Origin of the sequence: Dyadobacter sp. CY351, from assembly GCF_021502625.1 — a bacterium.
GTDB classification, from domain to species: Bacteria; Bacteroidota; Bacteroidia; order Cytophagales; family Spirosomataceae; genus Dyadobacter; species Dyadobacter chenhuakuii.
In genome coordinates this window covers 159,878-176,449 of the sequence record NZ_JAKFFU010000003.1, presented here as the reverse complement: position 1 = coordinate 176,449, position 16,572 = coordinate 159,878, and the positions used below count along the sequence as shown (strand labels likewise).

Here is a 16,572-nt window from a genome sequence, read left to right as displayed (position 1 = left end):
AATTCTAAATATAGATCAATTAAAATAATTTTTACAAAAATCATGCCTCTGGCTCGTCAGAAGGATCATTTTCATCTTCTTCGTCGTCTTCATCTTCAATCACATCTTCTTCATCATCCAACTCTTCTGCCTGCTCATCCGCCGAGACGATGATCATGTCCGAAGTTCCTTCTATCGCTGCCGACGGGATTACGTTTCCGTTCTCATCCAGTTCTTCCGCTTTTTCGTCCGGATCTTTCAGGATTCGTGTAACCGAAGTAATTTCGTCCGAATTGTTCAGACGGATCAACTTAACCCCCTGCGTGTTACGGCCGGCCAGACGAATGTCCAATACGCTCATTCTGATCGCAATTCCATTTCTGGTAATGATCATCAGATCATCCTGCTCAGTAACTTCACGGATTGCTACCAATTTACCCACTTTGTCGGTGGCATTCATGGTCGAAACCCCTTTCCCACCACGCTTGGTAATGCGGTAACTATCTATTGCAGAACGTTTTCCAAAACCATTTTCAGAAACAACAAGCAGCTGGGCATCTTCGCGGTTGATACAAACCATTCCGATTACTTTGTTATCCGCATCGTTCAGATTGATACCACGAACACCTGCGGCAGTTCTGCCCATTGGTCGAACTCCTTTTTCATTGAAACGAACAGCACGTCCTGCACTCGATGCGATAACGATGTCATTGTCGCCATTGGTAAGCGCAACATTCAACAGTCTGTCGCCTTCGTTAATTGAGATTGCAATAATTCCGTTTGTTCTCGGACGAGAGTATGCTTCCAGCAAAGTTTTCTTGATTGTGCCCTGCTGCGTACACATAATGAGGTAATTATTGTTGATATAATCCGCATCCGACAATGTGCGAACGTTGATCACTGAACGAATGGAATCTCCATTTTCCAGGCTGATCAAATTCTGGATCGGGCGGCCTTTGGATTGCTTGCTTCCTTCGGGAACTTCATAAACCTTCATCCAGAACAATTTACCATATTCGGTAAATATCAGCAGGTAATTCAGCATCGTTGCCGAGAACAAATGTTCGGTAAAGTCTGTATCCTTGGTTTTTACTCCGCGGGACCCTACTCCACCCCTTGTCTGCGTGCGATACTCTGCTAATGGTGTTCTTTTGATATAACCTTCATTCGAGATTGTGATCAGCATTTCGTCATCCGGGATCATATCCTCGTCGCTGAATTCTTCCGCTGAAAACTCGATCTTAGTACGGCGCTCGTCGCCGTAACGATCTTTAATCTCTCCTAATTCCGTTCTGATAATGTCATACTTGCGTGATTCATTTGCAAGAATGTCTTTCAAATCCGTAATCAAAACCATGATCTCTTCGTATTCCTTCACGATTTTGTCTCTTTCAAGACCTGTTAACCGTTGCAGACGAAGTTCAAGAATCGCTTTGGCCTGAATCTCGCTCAGTTCAAACGACTCCATCAAACCTGTTTTTGCGATTTCCGGATCACGTGCGTTACGGATCAATGTAATAACGGCATCCAGGTTATCCAGCGCAATCAGCAAACCTTGCAAGATATGCGCTCTCTTTTCTGCTTCGCGAAGTTCATACTCGGTACGACGTGTGATAACCACAATCCGGTGATCAACATAATGCTTGATCAGGTCTTTCAGATTAAGCGTTACCGGACGTCCTTTGACCAACGCCACATTGTTCACACCAAAGCTCGATTGCAGCGGCGTGTATTTGAACAAGTGGTTCAATACAATATTAGGAACTGCATCTTTTTTCAAATCAAAAACAATGCGCATCCCGTCCCGGTCAGATTCATCGCGGATGTCCGAAATGCCGTCCAGTTTTTTATCATTAATAAGGCCTGCAATGCGTTCGATCATCGCGGCTTTATTGGTCATGTAAGGAATCTCCGTAATGATGATTTGCTCCCTACCTGTTTTTGAAACCTCAAATGACGCCTTGGAACGCATAATAATGCTTCCGCGGCCAGTTTCAAAAGCAGACCTAACGCCCTGGTAACCATATATAATCCCTCCCGTTGGAAAATCAGGCGCCTTCACGTGCTCCATCAATTCGGGAATGGTAATCTCGTTATTGTCAATGTAAGCCAGGACTCCATCGATAACTTCCGATAAGTTATGAGGTGCCATATTGGTGGCCATACCCACGGCAATACCGGAGGAACCATTGACCAATAAATTCGGAAATTTAGCGGGAAGAACCGACGGCTCGGATAAGGAATCGTCGAAGTTAGGCTGGAAATCAACCGTGTCTTTACCCAGGTCATTCAGCAGCTCGTCGGCAAGGCGTTTCAGTCTTGCTTCGGTGTAACGCATTGCCGCCGGATTATCTCCATCCACCGAACCGAAGTTACCCTGGCCGTCAACCAGCGGGTAGCGCAACGACCACGGCTGGGCCATACGCACCATTGTATTATAAACAGACGAGTCACCATGCGGGTGATACTTACCCAAAACCTCCCCTACTATACGAGCCGACTTTTTATGCGAGCGATTGTAATTCACACCCAAATCCGACATCCCGTATAACACACGCCTGTGAACCGGTTTCAAACCATCGCGAACGTCGGGCAAAGCGCGGGAAATAATAACTGACATCGAGTAATCGATGTATGCTCCACGCATTTCATCCTCAATATTAATGGGGATAATGTTTTCACCAGAAGATTCTGCCATAAAGAATTAGAAAAGAATCGAAAATTTAAACGAGCAGCTGAAAAGTCCAACTACCCAATGAATTAATACTATAATGTAAGTTCTAAAAAGTCAAATTTCGCTATTTTAAAGCATTCTAACAAACTATCTTTTGTGCTATTTCAGCATTCCTTTCGTATATCGGTGATCCTTCGGATTTTAAGGAAAGAATGTGCTTTCAAAACTTAATTGGCTTCTATCATTAAATTTTAGTTTCTTCCAGCTTATTACCTAAATGCTTACTTTTCTCCCAATTCCATTATGCCTTTATTACTGACATTTATTGCCATACTCGCCCTCATTGCCCTCATTGCCTGGCTCAAAATCGACACTTTCATCTCCTTCCTGCTCGTCTCCATCGGACTTGGCCTGGCTAGCGGGCTGGATGTGGAGACGGTTAGCAAAGCCATCCAAAAAGGCGTTGGCGGAACACTAGGCGACCTTGTTTTGATTGTCGGTTTCGGTGCAATGTTGGGGAAAATGGTTGCGGACAGCGGAGCGGCACAAAGGATCACAGATGCGCTAATCGGGCTTTTCGGGAAAAAATACATTCAATGGGGCATGGCGCTGGCCGGGTTTGTGATAGGCATTCCCTTGTTCTATAATGCTGGTTTTGTGATCGTCATTCCTTTGATATTCATGATCAGCGCCACTGCGCGCCTTCCTTTATTATATGTGGGTGTGCCAATGCTTTCCGCTTTGTCGGTTGCGCACGGCTATCTTCCGCCCCACCCCTCGCCTGCCGCCATTGCCAGCCAGCTTAATGCGGATCTCGGACAAACATTATTATACGGGATCATGGTCTCCATTCCTGCAATCGCCGTAGCCGGGCCGCTTTTCGGCAGCACCCTGAAACGTTTCCAACCAAAACCAGACGAAGATCTTTTCAATGTAAAACCACGGCCAACAGCCGAGTTACCCGGATTGGGAATCAGTGTGGTAACCGCTCTGTTACCTGTATTTTTGCTGACGAGTATGTCGGGCGTAAAACGCATTTATCCTGACAATAAGATCATTGGCCTGCTTGCCGAACCCTATTTCGGAATGTTAATCTCTGTATTGTTTGCTGCTTATGTGCTTGGGATCCGTCGCGGAATGAATATGAAGCATGTCAGCAAATCCATGGAAGAAGCATTTAAGGGCGTATCCGTAATCCTGCTGATCATTGCCGGAGCTGGGGTTTTCAAAGAAATCATGACAGCGAGCGGCGTAAGCACTTATATAGCCGAAAGCCTGAAAGGCGTCGACATTTCGCCCCTGATATTAAGCTGGGGGATTGCTGCGATCATCCGCATTTGCGTAGGGTCAGCAACCGTTGCCGGACTCACCACGGTGGGCATACTTTCGCCGTTGCTGGTAACTTCAGATGTTTCTCCCGAACTGCTCGTATTGTCCATTGGTTCAGGTAGTTTAATGTTCTCCCACCTGAACGATGGCGGCTTTTGGCTGTTCAAAGAATATTTCAATTTAAGCATCAAAGACACTCTGCTTACCTGGTCAGTTATGGAAACAATTGTGTCTATAATGGGATTGCTGGGCGTTTTAGTACTAAATTTGTTTGTTTAGAAGTTTAATTTTGAATGAGTGAATGAGAAAAACATTCAGTCATTCACTCATTCGCTCATTCACTCAATAAAAATGAACAACACCCCTGAATCCAACTTCGCTGCTCTTGGCCTTAGTCTTCCTCCAGCTCCAAAGCCACTTGGCGTTTACAAGCCTCTTCTGATCGTCGACAAACGCTGGGTTTACGTTTCAGGACACGGAACGGTCCAGGATGACGGAACATTAATCAAAGGACGGATCGGTAAGGATATGGACGCAGACGCAGGAAAGCTGGCAGCGCGCCAGGTTGGATTGACGATCCTGTCGACTTTAAAAGCAAACCTGGGAAGCCTGAACCGGATCAAGCGCGTAATCAAAATTTTAGGCATGGTCAATTGCACACCCGACTTTGAAAAACACCCCTTCATCATCAACGGATGCAGCGAACTTTTTGCTAAAATCTGGGGCGAAGAAAACGGAATCGGCGTTAGAAGCGCGGTGGGAATGGGAAGCCTTCCTGATAACATTCCGGTGGAGATTGAGGTGATGTTTGAGCTTGAAGAAAAATAATATGTGGTTCAAACTTAACAACCCCGACGAAGTCATTTCCCCTTCCCTGCTATTCTATAAGGATCGGATCGAAAACAATATCCGCGGCATGATAAGCATTGCCGGTGACGCCGACAGGCTTATTCCCCACGTAAAGACGCATAAATCCGGAGAAATCGTAAAAATGCAGCTGGAACAGGGCATCAGTAAGTTCAAATGCGCCACGATCGCAGAAGCCGAAATGCTTGCCGATGCCGGTGCAAAATGGATTTTGCTTGCTTACCAGATGGTTGGCCCGAACATTACCCGACTGTCGGCTCTGCGTGAAAAATTCCAGGATGTGAGTTTCGCTTCCCTCGTCGACAACGAGAAGTCGACGGACGACCTCAATAAACTGGGCATTGCCAGTGATGTTATTTTCAATGTATATATTGATGTAAATAATGGCATGAACCGTTCGGGACACGTTACCGACGTCACATTGCTTTCCTTATATCGTTACATTTCCGGACTGTCCAACGTTTCCTTCGGCGGCGTTCATGTGTATGATGGTCATCTGCGTCATCCCGAATTTTCGGATCGTAAACTGGCTGTGGATGAAGCATTCGAAACTGTCCTTCCACTCTTTGACCTGATCAAAAACCATACGGGCAATGCGCCCATGATCATCGCCGGCGGCTCTCCGTCATTTACCGTACACGCCATGCGCCCGGATGTGTATCTGAGCCCGGGCACAAATGTGCTTTGGGACTGGGGTTATGGCGACCGGTTTGATAGTCAGCCATTCGAGCACGCAGCACTGGTCCTGACCCGCGTTGTGTCCAAACCCACGGCTGGCATTGTCACCATTGATCTGGGTCATAAAGCCATTGCGCCCGAAAGTCCGATTGAAAACAGGTTTAAACTGCTCAACCTGCCGAGCTATACATTGATGGGACAGAGCGAGGAACATGGCGTTTTGCAGGTTACGCAAGACGTTTGGGATGCTACGGAGATCGGCGATGTGCTCTATGCCCTGCCCTATCACGTCTGCCCGACGGTTGCATTGCATGACTTTGCCTCCGTCATTGAAGACGGAGCAGTGACCGACGAGTGGAAAATCGTGGCCCGTAACAGACGCCTGACCATTTAATTCAATTCCTAAACAAAATAAAATGTTTCTTTTCGACGCCCATCTCGACCTTTCCATGAATGCGGTGGAATGGAACCGGGACCTTACCCAGGATTTAAATGCGATCCGACAACGTGAAGCAAACCTGACCGATAAACCAGACCGCGGCAAAGGCGTTGTCAGTTTTCCCGAAATGCGTAAAGGCAACATTGGCATGTGCGTAGCAACACAGATCGCCCGTTTAGTGAAACCCGACAGCAAAATTCCAGGCTGGCATTCGCAGGCACAGGCATGGGCGCAAACGCAGGCGCAAATCGCTTGGTACAAAGCAATGGAAGAAGCCGGTGAAATGGTGCAGATTGTCGATCTTCCCGGCTTACATCAACATTTAGATCTCTGGAAAAATGCGGCGTCGACCGAAAACCTGCCGATTGGCTATATCCTGAGTCTCGAAGGGGCCGATTCCTTTATCAGCCTCAAAAACCTGGAAATCGCCTACCAATACGGCCTGCGGGCGATCGGACCGGCACATTATGGTCCGGGCGTGTACGCTTACGGGACAGATTCCGACCAGCCATTATCGCAAAAAGGGAAAGATCTGCTGCGTGAAATGGAAAAGCTGAATATTATTTTGGACGCGACACACTTGTGCGATACGGCGTTCTGGGAGGCGCTGGATATTTTCAAGGGTCCTGTGTGGGCCAGTCATAACCTGGTCCGGAAGATTACGCCGCATAACAGGCAGTTTTCGGACGAAATGATCAGGGAGCTGCTCGAAAGAAAAGCAGTTATCGGCATGGCGTTCGATGCGTGGATGATGATTCCGGGCTGGATCCGCGGAAAATCGACCCCGGAAAATATGGGCTTGAAGATCGAGCATGTGGCCGAACATATCGACCATATCTGCCAGCTTGCAGGAAATGCATTGCAAGTCGGGATCGGCTCCGATCTGGATGGTGCATATGGAAAAGAACAATCGCCAATGGACCTGGATTCCATTGCCGACCTGCAATCGATAACCGGGATTTTATCTGGAAGAGGTTACTCGGCTGCGGATATTGAACAAATCATGTGGCGCAACTGGGTTGATTTTCTGGATCGTAGCTGGAAATGATTTACTTCGGAAAAATCTAATAAAATCTTAATATTCCAATAATATTATTTAGAGAAAAGCTTCGCAACTTGCATAAGAGTTGTGAAGCTTTTTTTTGTAATGCATTTTAAGATAAATTAACAATTACTTATTTGTAATTATTATAAATAAGCGCCATCTTTGATAAACGTTAGTAGGCCAATATTCCAATGCTTGACCAGGCTTCATTCCGGACTATCCCTTCATAAATTTCGACTAACATGCGTAATACATATAAAATATCATTTCGAACCAAAATAAAGAACAACAAGTCCTTCCAGCGATTGCACGACTGCCTTAAACAACTGAATGTGAAGCACTGGGCTTACGATTTTCAGGATTTGTTATTGACCCTAACCTCAGAGTTATCTGATTTTTCAAAGATCCAGGCGGTCTTACGTTCAGCGGGATACGTTTGTCATTTTGTAAAGCTGGAAAATCTGAGCGAACCGAAGGGACTGTCGCTTACCTAGCCAATTTTTGCCGCTTTTGCGCCCATCAAATTCCGTTTTGCCTGTTGCATATGCCGCTCATTGTGGGCAATCAGAAACTGAAACACATCTCCAAGCCGAAGCCTGATCAGCTTGGAGATGGATATGGGAATGTTAATTTCACCAAGATCCTTATTACGGGCTTTCCTGATATAGTCCATTAATGCTTCCTGTTGCCTCAAAAATTCCCCCACAACTTTCGGGCCGTTCAGATCCGAGGCAGGAATATGACCTGTCATTGCCTTATATTTCTTTTTACCAGTTTCCGGATCCATCATGTTGGTAAAATATGCGCCAAACCAGGAGCTTTTGAACTCCGAAGTATTTCCATCTGCTGCGTGCAGTAAATTTTTTTCAATGTGTGGTAAATAAAAGTCTCCATAACTATTGAGATGGTCCAGACATTGTGCTATGCTCCAGCCACCAGTTGGGGACGGCTTGTTCAGATCGGCATTGCTTAGGTTCTGAAAGAGGGCAATGGCTTCGGAAATGTGCTCCTCTACCCTATCTTCCAGGTTTCGGAGCAGTTCTGCTTTGTTTACAGGTTTCATTTTGCTATTGTTTTATAATGCAAAAATGAGAACCGCGGCGGGATAATTTTTTGGTAAAAACCAACATTTCAAATCCTGACCTTATTTATCAACTTACTAAAATTCGTTGCGTCTATGCCCAGGTAATTGGCCAGATACTTGTGTGGCACGAGCTGTAATATGTGCGGGCTGCGGCGAAGCAAGTTCCGGAATTTATCTTCCGAAGAAAAGCACTGCACTTCCACCAGTCTTTCCAGGATGCCGGAAAGCGTTTGGGTTACGCCAAGCCGGACCATATCGGCAATTGCCGGGTGCTTAGCCATCATTGCTTGCAAGTCGTTGACGGGAGCTCGCAGAAATTCTGATGGGGTAAGTGTTTCGTAATAATACCGCGAAGGCTGGCCCAGGAGCAATGAATCCACAACGCCACCAAACGAAGGCGGGTACATGAAAGCCAGTGTTGCCTCGCGGTGCTGATCGTCCAGATAATAAACCCGCTGAATGCCTTTGACGACGAAATACAAATAATTTTCGGTTTGGCCAGCCGTCGTAACGACTTCCTTACGACCGGCTGTATACGGTTTCCATATTCCCGAAAATGCATCCCAGTCTTCGTCATTCAGCGGCCTGACTGATTCTATAAGTTTTCGCAGCAGCCGAAGCTCTTCTTGCATGTCTTTTTTATTCCGCGATGGATGAAACCATAAAGTTAAGAAAATGGAAAACTTCTTCCTGGCTTTTAATGTGGTTTCTGGCTGCGGACAAATCGTCGCCGATCTTGATCGTGAAAGCAGTTTCGGGAAGCGCTTCGAACATATCCTCGTCCGTAGTGTCATCCCCGATGGCCAGTACAAAGTCATAGTTCCCATTTTCAACAAAGCTCCGGGCTGCGGTTCCTTTGTTAAATGCGGTCTTTTTAACTTCGACAACTTTGCTACCATCGATAACCTGCAAATTCAGCTCCGGTTGAATGTAATTTTTGAGTTGCCAGAGCAGCTCCTGCGCACGTCTCTGTGCATATTCCTTATCATCGGCTGTCCGGTAGTGCCATGCTAGCGAAGTTTCTTTTTCCTCAACAAATGCACCCGGGCACCGTTTGGCATAAATATCCATGATCGGACGGATGCTCTCCTTCCAGTTTTCTTCATAGCTCTCGTTCAAATCCCACTGGTCGCTTCCCTTGGTGCGTATTAGCGCCCCATGTTCGGCAATGATATGAACAGGAAGGTCTTTAAAGAGATTATCCAGAAAATGACGATCACGTCCGCTGATGATAATGACCGTATCCCTTTTCGCAATTTCCAGGATCAGTTTCTTAACATCCTCCGATACAATGGCCTTGGAAGGATCCGGCACGATTGGTGCCAAGGTGCCGTCGTAGTCAAAGAAAAGGATACGATTGGTCGCAGATGTGTAGGCATGACGAATGGCGTCGATGCCTTTATTGGTAAGAAAAACCTGTCTCAGGCGCTCGTGTTCTTGTTCTAACATGGTCATTTGGGTAAAAAAGTCTTCTGTCCAGGCGAATACGTCGTACGCTTTGATACGCTCACGCATGGCATCCATCCGCTTTGTCTGCTCCTCTTCGGGCATTTCAAAAGCTATTTTAATGGCGTCCGCAATGTCCTGGACATCAAGTGGATTAATAATTAACGCCTCTCCGAGTTCCGCAGCCGCGCCGGCCATTTCACTCAGGATCAGCACACCTTTCCGGTCCTTGCGGCTTGCCACATATTCCTTGCAAACAAGGTTCATACCATCGCGGACAGGTGTGATCAATGCAACATCGCTTGCCGTGTACATGCCTACCAGTTCATGGTAAGGCATTGAGCGATACTGATATATGATCGGCTGCCAGTAAATGTTTCCATAATCCGCATTAATACGGCCCACCGTCTGGTCGATCTCTGATTTCATCTGTTGATACTGCTCGATGGTGTCCCTGGAAGGAACCACGACCATAACGAACGAAACTTTTTCGTGCCACTGCGGATATCTTTCCAAAAAACGCTGAAAACCGCGCAGCCGGTGGATTATGCCTTTGGAATAATCCAGCCTGTCCACCGAAAATATGATCTTCTGATTCAGAGATTGCCTTACTTCGTTGCGCGCCTCTGCAACCATAGGTTCGTCGTACGCATCATTGAATTTATCAAAATCTACGCTGATGGGGAATGAATCCACTTTCACGATCCGGTTGCTCATGTTTATGTAATGCAGCTTATTTCCATAGCCCGACACAAGCCGCGCTGCTTTCAGGAAATATTCAACATAGTCATTTGTATGAAAACCAACCACGTCCGCTCCCAAAATTCCATTCACAATGGCCTTACGCCAGGTAACGGGCAGCAAGCGGAACAGTTCGAACGACGGGAAAGGAATATGGAAAAAGAATCCTATCTTATTATCAGGAAATTTACTGCGGATCATTTCGGGCAGCAGCATCAGCTGATAATCCTGCACCCAAACCACGTCACCCGGTTGTATGATTTCCTGAATTTTATCAAAAAACAGCTTATTAGCGATTTGATAAGCCTCAAAATATTCATCATTGAACCGCGCGAGGGAAGGAAAATAATGGCAAAGCGGCCAGATCAGATTGTTGCAGAAACCTTCGTAGTAATTTTCATTCACATCATCCGGAATAAAAACCGGGTGCGCCTGAAAGTCATCATTAGTGAGCGATTGGCCTTCCAATTCTTCCCTGGTATTCTCCGAGAAACCGACCCACTGAATCTTTTCACCCTCGTTGAATACAAGCCCGTTTTTATCTTTAACCAGGGAGAGTACAGCCGATACAAGGCCTCCTGAATTTTGGAATAATTGCACCTGATCGTTTTCCTTAATGATTTTAAATGGCAATCGATAGGCTACAATGATTAATCTTCCTTCGTTTTTCTGTTGTTTTAAATTTTCCATAGAACTCTAATAAAATTATAAAACTTATGCCAAGTCTCATTTTAGCACCTGAAATGAAAAATTTGATGTGGTCGGGATTTGTATTAGCTTAGCACCTGCAACCTCTTTCATCATTTTATCGGAACCGATTTATCGTGGCACCATCTGTTTACAGTTGAGTTGCAAGCAATTAATTTTGCTGTTTTCCATAAATTAAAGTGATGGCTGAACACAAATACAGGTTTTCAAAACCTAAGATTAGTCAAGGACTACAATTGTGTAACCGCAGATTAATACTGTGCCACTCTTTTGTTGTGGGTTGCGGGCGGTCATAAATGGCCGCCATTTTTTAAACACATTTGCCTTCGGTGGCAAACAAGCTCAACAACCCAAACCTAACCCTCCCGAACATTAATGAAACGCATTTTTAGTAAATGTTTCATTTTATTATGCCTTCTATTTTCAGCATTTGTTGCTGATGCTCAATTCGATAACATTGTAAATAAGCCCCCCATCGAGCGCTATACGGCGCTCCGGAGATTTATTGACCTTCATATCAATAATGGTGATAGCGCAGCCGGTTACAAATCACTGGAAACGCTCAAACAAGTCGCTGCGAAGAACAACGATGACGATTTGGTCCTGGAAGCAGAATTTATGAAGATCATGCTGAATCGGGAAGTTGATAAGAAAGCTTCCAAGCAGCATATCCTGGATCTTAAAGCCTTAATAGCAAAATCTTACGATGCCGGGAACATGCAGATCCATCTCCGGGCGAGAAGGTTCCTGGCGCATTTGTATTGGTATGATACAAAAAATTATGAGCGCGCATTTGAGGAATATTTGACCATACACCCGCTGCTGACAAAGATCTCAGATAAGCAATTTCCAGAAAAAGCATACTTCCTTACCCAGATCGGCGAAGCTTACTATTATTTCGGTGATTACAAAAATGCCATCAGTTTCTCACGGGAAGCGTTGACTGCCAATGTTATTCAGGAACATCGTGGCGTGCATAACACCGCATTGAACACCATCGGCCTGAGCTACATTAAAACCGGATTTATGGAATCTGCTGATTATTATTTCAAACGGATCCTGCAAAATGTGGGCATTGACGACTACAATGTCTGGAAAGGCATCGCGCTTGGAGACCTGGGCCATACGGCTTATCTGCGTGGAAAATACGTTGAAGCGATCCCACTTTTGGAAGCAAATGTCGATCAGGCTGTGCTTATTTCGGATTACAGTCAGGTTGCCAGATCACGCGCAATGCTTGCCGACATTCACTTTCGGCAGAACAATATTGCGAAGGCTGAAAAAGAGATGCACCTGGCGCGGGAAGCTGTGGCACGTTGCGGGAATGACAAGCCGCTCGAACTGCTTTACCAGGTTTACGGCAAAGTCCACGCCGCAAGGGGCCGCTTCGCCTTAACCAATGTTTATCTCGACTCTGCGGCGCGCATCAGGAACATTTTTGAACAGGATTTCAATTCGATCCAGATGCTCCGGGCCGGAGAAAAGGCACAGATACAGGCACACCGGTCCGCTATGGAGCGAATCGCCACTGAAAAGCAGATCAAAACATTGGAGCGGAATATCCTGCTCATTCTGGTGCTGCTGCTGGTTGTGGTCGCATTGTATTTTTATAAAACGCATTATTACAAAAACCGTGAAAAACAGCGTGCTATCAACGATCAGCTCGCCAAAGCGGAACAGGAACTAAACTTTGCTTCCATACAGCTGGAAGAGTTTACGCGAAGCATTTCGGAAAAAACCCAGCTCGTGGAAGAGCTCAGCGCGCGGTACGGCATGAACGAGAGCGAGGAAACCGTTCAGGAATTGCAGAACATTACGATCCTTACCGACGAACAATGGGAGTATTTCAGAAGTCTGTTTGAAAAAATACACGTAGGTTACCTCTCGCGGTTAAGGGAAAAGCTTCCCGGTCTAACGCCTGCCGAAACCCGGTTCATGGCGCTTGCCAAACTGAACCTTACCTATAAAGAAATGGCCAGCACGCTCGGAATTTCCGTGCAAAGTGTGCGTGTAATCCGCCACAGGATCCGCAAAAAACTGAACCTGCCGGAAGAATCGGATTTGAGGGATGTGGTTACTACAATCTGAGGGAGTAAGTGAAAACTGAATCGAAAAGATAACCCGCAAGCTATCAGTGCATTTGAAATTGGAATGTTTTTGGAATGCTCCATTTTCAGGTCTGCAAGGGGGTTATTCCTACATTTGAAGTGTTAGACATCTTCTCAGTGAAATCCATGCGACTGGTCAAGTACAAGTATTTCTTTCTGCAATCCTTCCTGCTTATTCTCTTATTAATTCTCTCGGTCTGCCGATGGCACAGCGGACAAGTGGGGAACGCACAAAAGAAGACTCGGATGCACCAGGAAATGTCTGACCAACTTAGTGCACGCTAATCCCTCCTCATCATATGTTATTACCGGCACCAGCAATAGAACCGCGTTACTCTTGCTGGTGCCGTTTTTTTGATTCTACCAATAACCTGGGCCGACAATTTTAAAACTGAGGTTCCAGCATCGCTTCTTCCTTAGCCACATGCTCGATCGACGGCGGAAGAAGTTTGTACATCACCGGCGTAACAAGCCGCGAAAGCAATGTAGAGCTGATCAATCCGCCGATTAACACCAGCGCCAGGGGCGAATAAAGCGCGCTGTATTCGAACACAAGCGGCAGCAAACCACCAATCGCGGTCATCGAAGTAAGCAGGATCGGCACAAACCGGATTTCCCCGGCTTCAATGATGGCTTCTTCAATCCCCATTCCCTGTGCACGTAGCTGGTTGGTAAAGTCCACAACCAGCAGTGAGTTTTTCACCTCAATGCCTACTAATGCTATAAAACCGATCGTTGCCGTGAACGAAAGCGTCTCACCGGTCAGGAAAAGCATTGTCAGGCCGCCTACTATGCCCAAAGGGATCACGGAAAGCACGATCAGAATGCTCTTGAATGTCTTGAATTCCAAAATTAATACACCCAAAAAACCGAATATGGTAACCAGAATGATCAAGCCTAAACCGCCGAAGCTTTCTTGCTGGCTTTCTTTTTCACCTGCCACAGTAAAGGTCTGGCCATCTGCAAACTTGAACTGCCCGAGCTTGGCTGTAATGTCCTCGTTGATGCGCTGCACATTGTAACCCGGCTTCACAAAGGACGAAACCGTCACATAGCGGTCCTTATCATAATGCCGGATCTGGTTCGGTGAGCTTTCGAATTCAATGTTGGCCACATTCTTTAAGGGAATGTTCGCGCCGGATGCGGACGTCACATATAATTTGTCAAAAACACTGTAATCCTGGATGGTCGCATTCCGGGAAACAGAGACATTCACATTATAATTATCTGCTTTTCCAACATCCTCGCGATACGTGGCTACATTTAGTCCCGCCGTGCCGAGCCGCACGGTACGGTCAATGTCGGCCGATGAAATGCCCAGCGTTCCTGCTTTCTCCTTATTAATATTCACTTTCAGGTCTGTGGGCTGTACTTGCAGGGAATTGTTGACATAGATCGTCCCTTCCACCTTGCTCAGCATATCGGCCACGCGGAATGCGGTTTTACGCAGATCGTCAAGATTTTCGCCATAAATGCGGTAAGCAAGCGGCGCCTCGATCAGCGGGCCTTGCTCAAAATCCTTCACCTTGATTTCCGCACCCGGGTAACGTTCCAGCTTTTTTCTTAACCGCTCGATAACCTCCACTTTTTCCTCCGTTTCGAGTCCTTCCACCTGCACAAAAATCTCGGCAAAATTCTCACTTTCATTTCGCTGGATAACATTGTAATAGACTCTTGGATTTCCTTTTCCCACATTGGTCGCAAACGAAGTGATCAGGGGTTCCTGTTTTAAAATCCCTTCGACATAGCGTGTCACCTGGTTCGTCTTTTTCAAATTGGTGCCCTGCGGTGTTTCAATGTCGATGAGGAACATTGGTTTTTCTGATTTTGGAAACAAACTATTCCCGATCAGCGGGACGAGCGCGAGGGAACCTGCGAAGATCAACCCGGCCAGCACCAATGTAACGGCAGGCCATTTCAATGCTTTATCCAAAAGACTTCCGTAAGTTTTGTGAATGCCTTTCTTCATGCCACGCAGCAAAAAGTTACCTTCCGCGCTCGCATGCTTTTTTAATATAATGCTGGACAAAAACGGAACGATCGTAAGCGACACCAGCATGGATGCGAAAACCGTGGTAATTACAGAAAGCGGCAGACTTCTGATAAAATCGCCCGCGCCTTCCGGCAGGAAAACAAGTGGTAAGAAGGCAAAAATCAATAAAATCGTACAACCCACAACCGCCATACCGATCTGCGAGGACGCTTTCACGGCGGCCTCGACGCGGCCATAACCCATCCGCAAATAACGCTCAATGTTCTCGACCACCACTATGCTGTCGTCCACCAGGATCCCTAAGGCCACAATCATCCCTACAATGCTCAGCTGATTGATATTGTAGCCCAGCAAGTTCATCATTGTAAGCCCGATACTGAGTGAAAGCGGAATGGAAATCATCACCACCACCGACGCCCGAGAGCCCAGCGGCAGCAAAGTCAGCAACACAAGCAGGATGGCAATGCTAAAATCCCTTGCGAAATGAGATAAACGAATGTCAACGCTTTTGGCCTGATCAAAAACTCTAACCAGATCAATGTTCGACGGGAGCTCCTTTTCAAAGTTTGCAACAATGGGTGCAACCTGGTCCTGGACTGCTATAATGTTCTCACCTTCTTTCTGGCTTACATTCACGAAGCTGCACCGGAAACCGTTCAAGCGTGTAATGTGCGTTTCGTCTTCATAGCCCAGCTTCACATCCGCAACGTCTTTCAGGTAAACGATCTTCCCGCCGGACGTAGATACAACTGTGTTTGCGACCTCATCCAGCGTCCGGTAATTTCCGCTGGTCTTAATGTTCAGCTTTTTGGTCGCCATACTAATGCTGCCCCCCGGAATGTTCACATTCTCGCTCTGTAAGGCACTGATGATCTGGTTCTGCGTAAGCTTTTGCTGGGCGATTTTTTCCAAATTGAGGCTAACCTTCACCTGGCGTTCCGGAAAGCCGGCATACTCGACCTTTTTCAGCGATTTGACCTTTTCAAGTCGCTCCTTAAATTCTTTGGAATACTTTTTCAGCTGCGCATAGGAAGCATTTTCGCTGATCAATGCATATTGGTAAATGCTCACGTCCGACGGGATCTGCTTATTGATCCGAATGTCGTTAATGTCCGCAGGCAAGCTGTTTCGCAGACTATTGATCTCGCGAACCAACTCCTGGTATTTGTCATCAGGATCGGAACTGTATTTGTACTGCACCTGCATCACGGCCAGCCCGTCGTTGATGTCCGTAATCACGTGCTTCATATCGTCCAGCTCGTTGATCTTTTTTTCCATCGGGTCCACCACCAGCTGCTCCATATCCTTTGGACTTGCACCGGGGTAAACAATGACGACGGTGAACTGAGGCGGATGAATGTCGGGATCTTCGCTGCGCGGCATCGTAAAGAGCGAATAAACGCCCAGCGCCAGCACGGCCAGGAAAATCACCAATGTAAACTGGTAATTCTTAACGGCAAATTCAGGTAATTTCATGACGT

Annotated in this window: 11 protein-coding genes; 6 read left to right on the top strand and 5 right to left on the bottom strand. The window is 46.5% G+C overall.

The features are described from left to right. Positions 1–40: 40 nt before the first annotated feature. Positions 41–2,677, bottom strand: a complete 2,637-nt coding sequence (gyrA, locus tag L0660_RS06395) for a DNA gyrase subunit A (protein ID WP_233798370.1) — start codon at positions 2,675–2,677, stop codon at positions 41–43. Between the two features lie 279 nt (positions 2,678–2,956). On the opposite strand from gyrA, the gene L0660_RS06390 reads away from it, so the two are divergent. From L0660_RS06390 to L0660_RS06370, 5 genes are all read left to right on the top strand, one after another. After that, positions 2,957–4,261 carry a gluconate:H+ symporter gene (locus L0660_RS06390; protein ID WP_235158665.1) on the top strand — a complete coding sequence of 435 codons (1,305 nt, stop codon included), beginning with the start codon at positions 2,957–2,959 and terminating at the stop codon, positions 4,259–4,261. Positions 4,262–4,333: 72 nt separating this feature from the next. Further along, complete coding sequence (locus L0660_RS06385; RefSeq protein ID WP_235158664.1) at positions 4,334–4,810, top strand: RidA family protein; 477 nt, start codon at positions 4,334–4,336, stop codon at positions 4,808–4,810. 1 nt (position 4,811) lies between these two features. Continuing rightward, a complete protein-coding gene (locus L0660_RS06380) occupies positions 4,812–5,921 on the top strand; it encodes a D-TA family PLP-dependent enzyme (protein ID WP_235158663.1) in 1,110 nt (369 codons plus the stop codon). 22 nt (positions 5,922–5,943) lie between these two features. Further along, the gene (locus L0660_RS06375) at positions 5,944–7,014 is read left to right on the top strand and encodes a dipeptidase (RefSeq protein WP_235158661.1); all 1,071 of its coding nucleotides are present in this window, start codon (positions 5,944–5,946) and stop codon (positions 7,012–7,014) included. A gap of 239 nt (positions 7,015–7,253) precedes the next feature. Further along, positions 7,254–7,505, top strand: coding sequence for a hypothetical protein (locus L0660_RS06370; protein WP_026632066.1), 252 nt, complete (start codon positions 7,254–7,256; stop codon positions 7,503–7,505). On the opposite strand, the gene L0660_RS06365 is transcribed toward L0660_RS06370, so the two are convergent. From L0660_RS06365 to L0660_RS06355, 3 genes are all read right to left on the bottom strand, one after another. Further along, positions 7,502–8,074 (bottom strand): DinB family protein, encoded by a 573-nt coding sequence (locus L0660_RS06365; protein WP_235158660.1) that lies wholly within the window; start codon positions 8,072–8,074, stop codon positions 7,502–7,504. The two genes, L0660_RS06370 and L0660_RS06365, sit on opposite strands and share 4 nt — an antisense overlap. A gap of 68 nt (positions 8,075–8,142) precedes the next feature. Next, positions 8,143–8,727, bottom strand: a complete 585-nt coding sequence (locus L0660_RS06360) for a Crp/Fnr family transcriptional regulator (protein WP_235158659.1) — start codon at positions 8,725–8,727, stop codon at positions 8,143–8,145. A gap of 7 nt (positions 8,728–8,734) precedes the next feature. Continuing rightward, complete coding sequence (locus L0660_RS06355; RefSeq protein WP_235158658.1) at positions 8,735–10,972, bottom strand: bifunctional alpha,alpha-trehalose-phosphate synthase (UDP-forming)/trehalose-phosphatase; 2,238 nt, start codon at positions 10,970–10,972, stop codon at positions 8,735–8,737. Between the two features lie 393 nt (positions 10,973–11,365). On the opposite strand from L0660_RS06355, the gene L0660_RS06350 reads away from it, so the two are divergent. Beyond that, the gene (locus L0660_RS06350) at positions 11,366–13,078 is read left to right on the top strand and encodes a hypothetical protein (protein ID WP_235158657.1); all 1,713 of its coding nucleotides are present in this window, start codon (positions 11,366–11,368) and stop codon (positions 13,076–13,078) included. 405 nt (positions 13,079–13,483) lie between these two features. On the opposite strand, the gene L0660_RS06345 is transcribed toward L0660_RS06350, so the two are convergent. After that, the gene (locus tag L0660_RS06345) at positions 13,484–16,567 is read right to left on the bottom strand and encodes an efflux RND transporter permease subunit (RefSeq protein ID WP_235158656.1); all 3,084 of its coding nucleotides are present in this window, start codon (positions 16,565–16,567) and stop codon (positions 13,484–13,486) included. Positions 16,568–16,572 lie beyond the last annotated feature (5 nt).

What these genes read in the sequence shown, in the direction of transcription:
- gyrA (WP_233798370.1), bottom strand. Translation starts at nt 2,677, where the DNA reads ATGGCAGAATCTTCTGGTGAAAACATTATCCCCATTAATATTGAGGAT.
- L0660_RS06390 (WP_235158665.1), top strand. Translation starts at nt 2,957, where the DNA reads ATGCCTTTATTACTGACATTTATTGCCATACTCGCCCTCATTGCCCTC.
- L0660_RS06385 (WP_235158664.1), top strand. Translation starts at nt 4,334, where the DNA reads ATGAACAACACCCCTGAATCCAACTTCGCTGCTCTTGGCCTTAGTCTT.
- L0660_RS06380 (WP_235158663.1), top strand. Translation starts at nt 4,812, where the DNA reads ATGTGGTTCAAACTTAACAACCCCGACGAAGTCATTTCCCCTTCCCTG.
- L0660_RS06375 (WP_235158661.1), top strand. Translation starts at nt 5,944, where the DNA reads ATGTTTCTTTTCGACGCCCATCTCGACCTTTCCATGAATGCGGTGGAA.
- L0660_RS06370 (WP_026632066.1), top strand. Translation starts at nt 7,254, where the DNA reads ATGCGTAATACATATAAAATATCATTTCGAACCAAAATAAAGAACAAC.
- L0660_RS06365 (WP_235158660.1), bottom strand. Translation starts at nt 8,074, where the DNA reads ATGAAACCTGTAAACAAAGCAGAACTGCTCCGAAACCTGGAAGATAGG.
- L0660_RS06360 (WP_235158659.1), bottom strand. Translation starts at nt 8,727, where the DNA reads ATGCAAGAAGAGCTTCGGCTGCTGCGAAAACTTATAGAATCAGTCAGG.
- L0660_RS06355 (WP_235158658.1), bottom strand. Translation starts at nt 10,972, where the DNA reads ATGGAAAATTTAAAACAACAGAAAAACGAAGGAAGATTAATCATTGTA.
- L0660_RS06350 (WP_235158657.1), top strand. Translation starts at nt 11,366, where the DNA reads ATGAAACGCATTTTTAGTAAATGTTTCATTTTATTATGCCTTCTATTT.
- L0660_RS06345 (WP_235158656.1), bottom strand. Translation starts at nt 16,567, where the DNA reads ATGAAATTACCTGAATTTGCCGTTAAGAATTACCAGTTTACATTGGTG.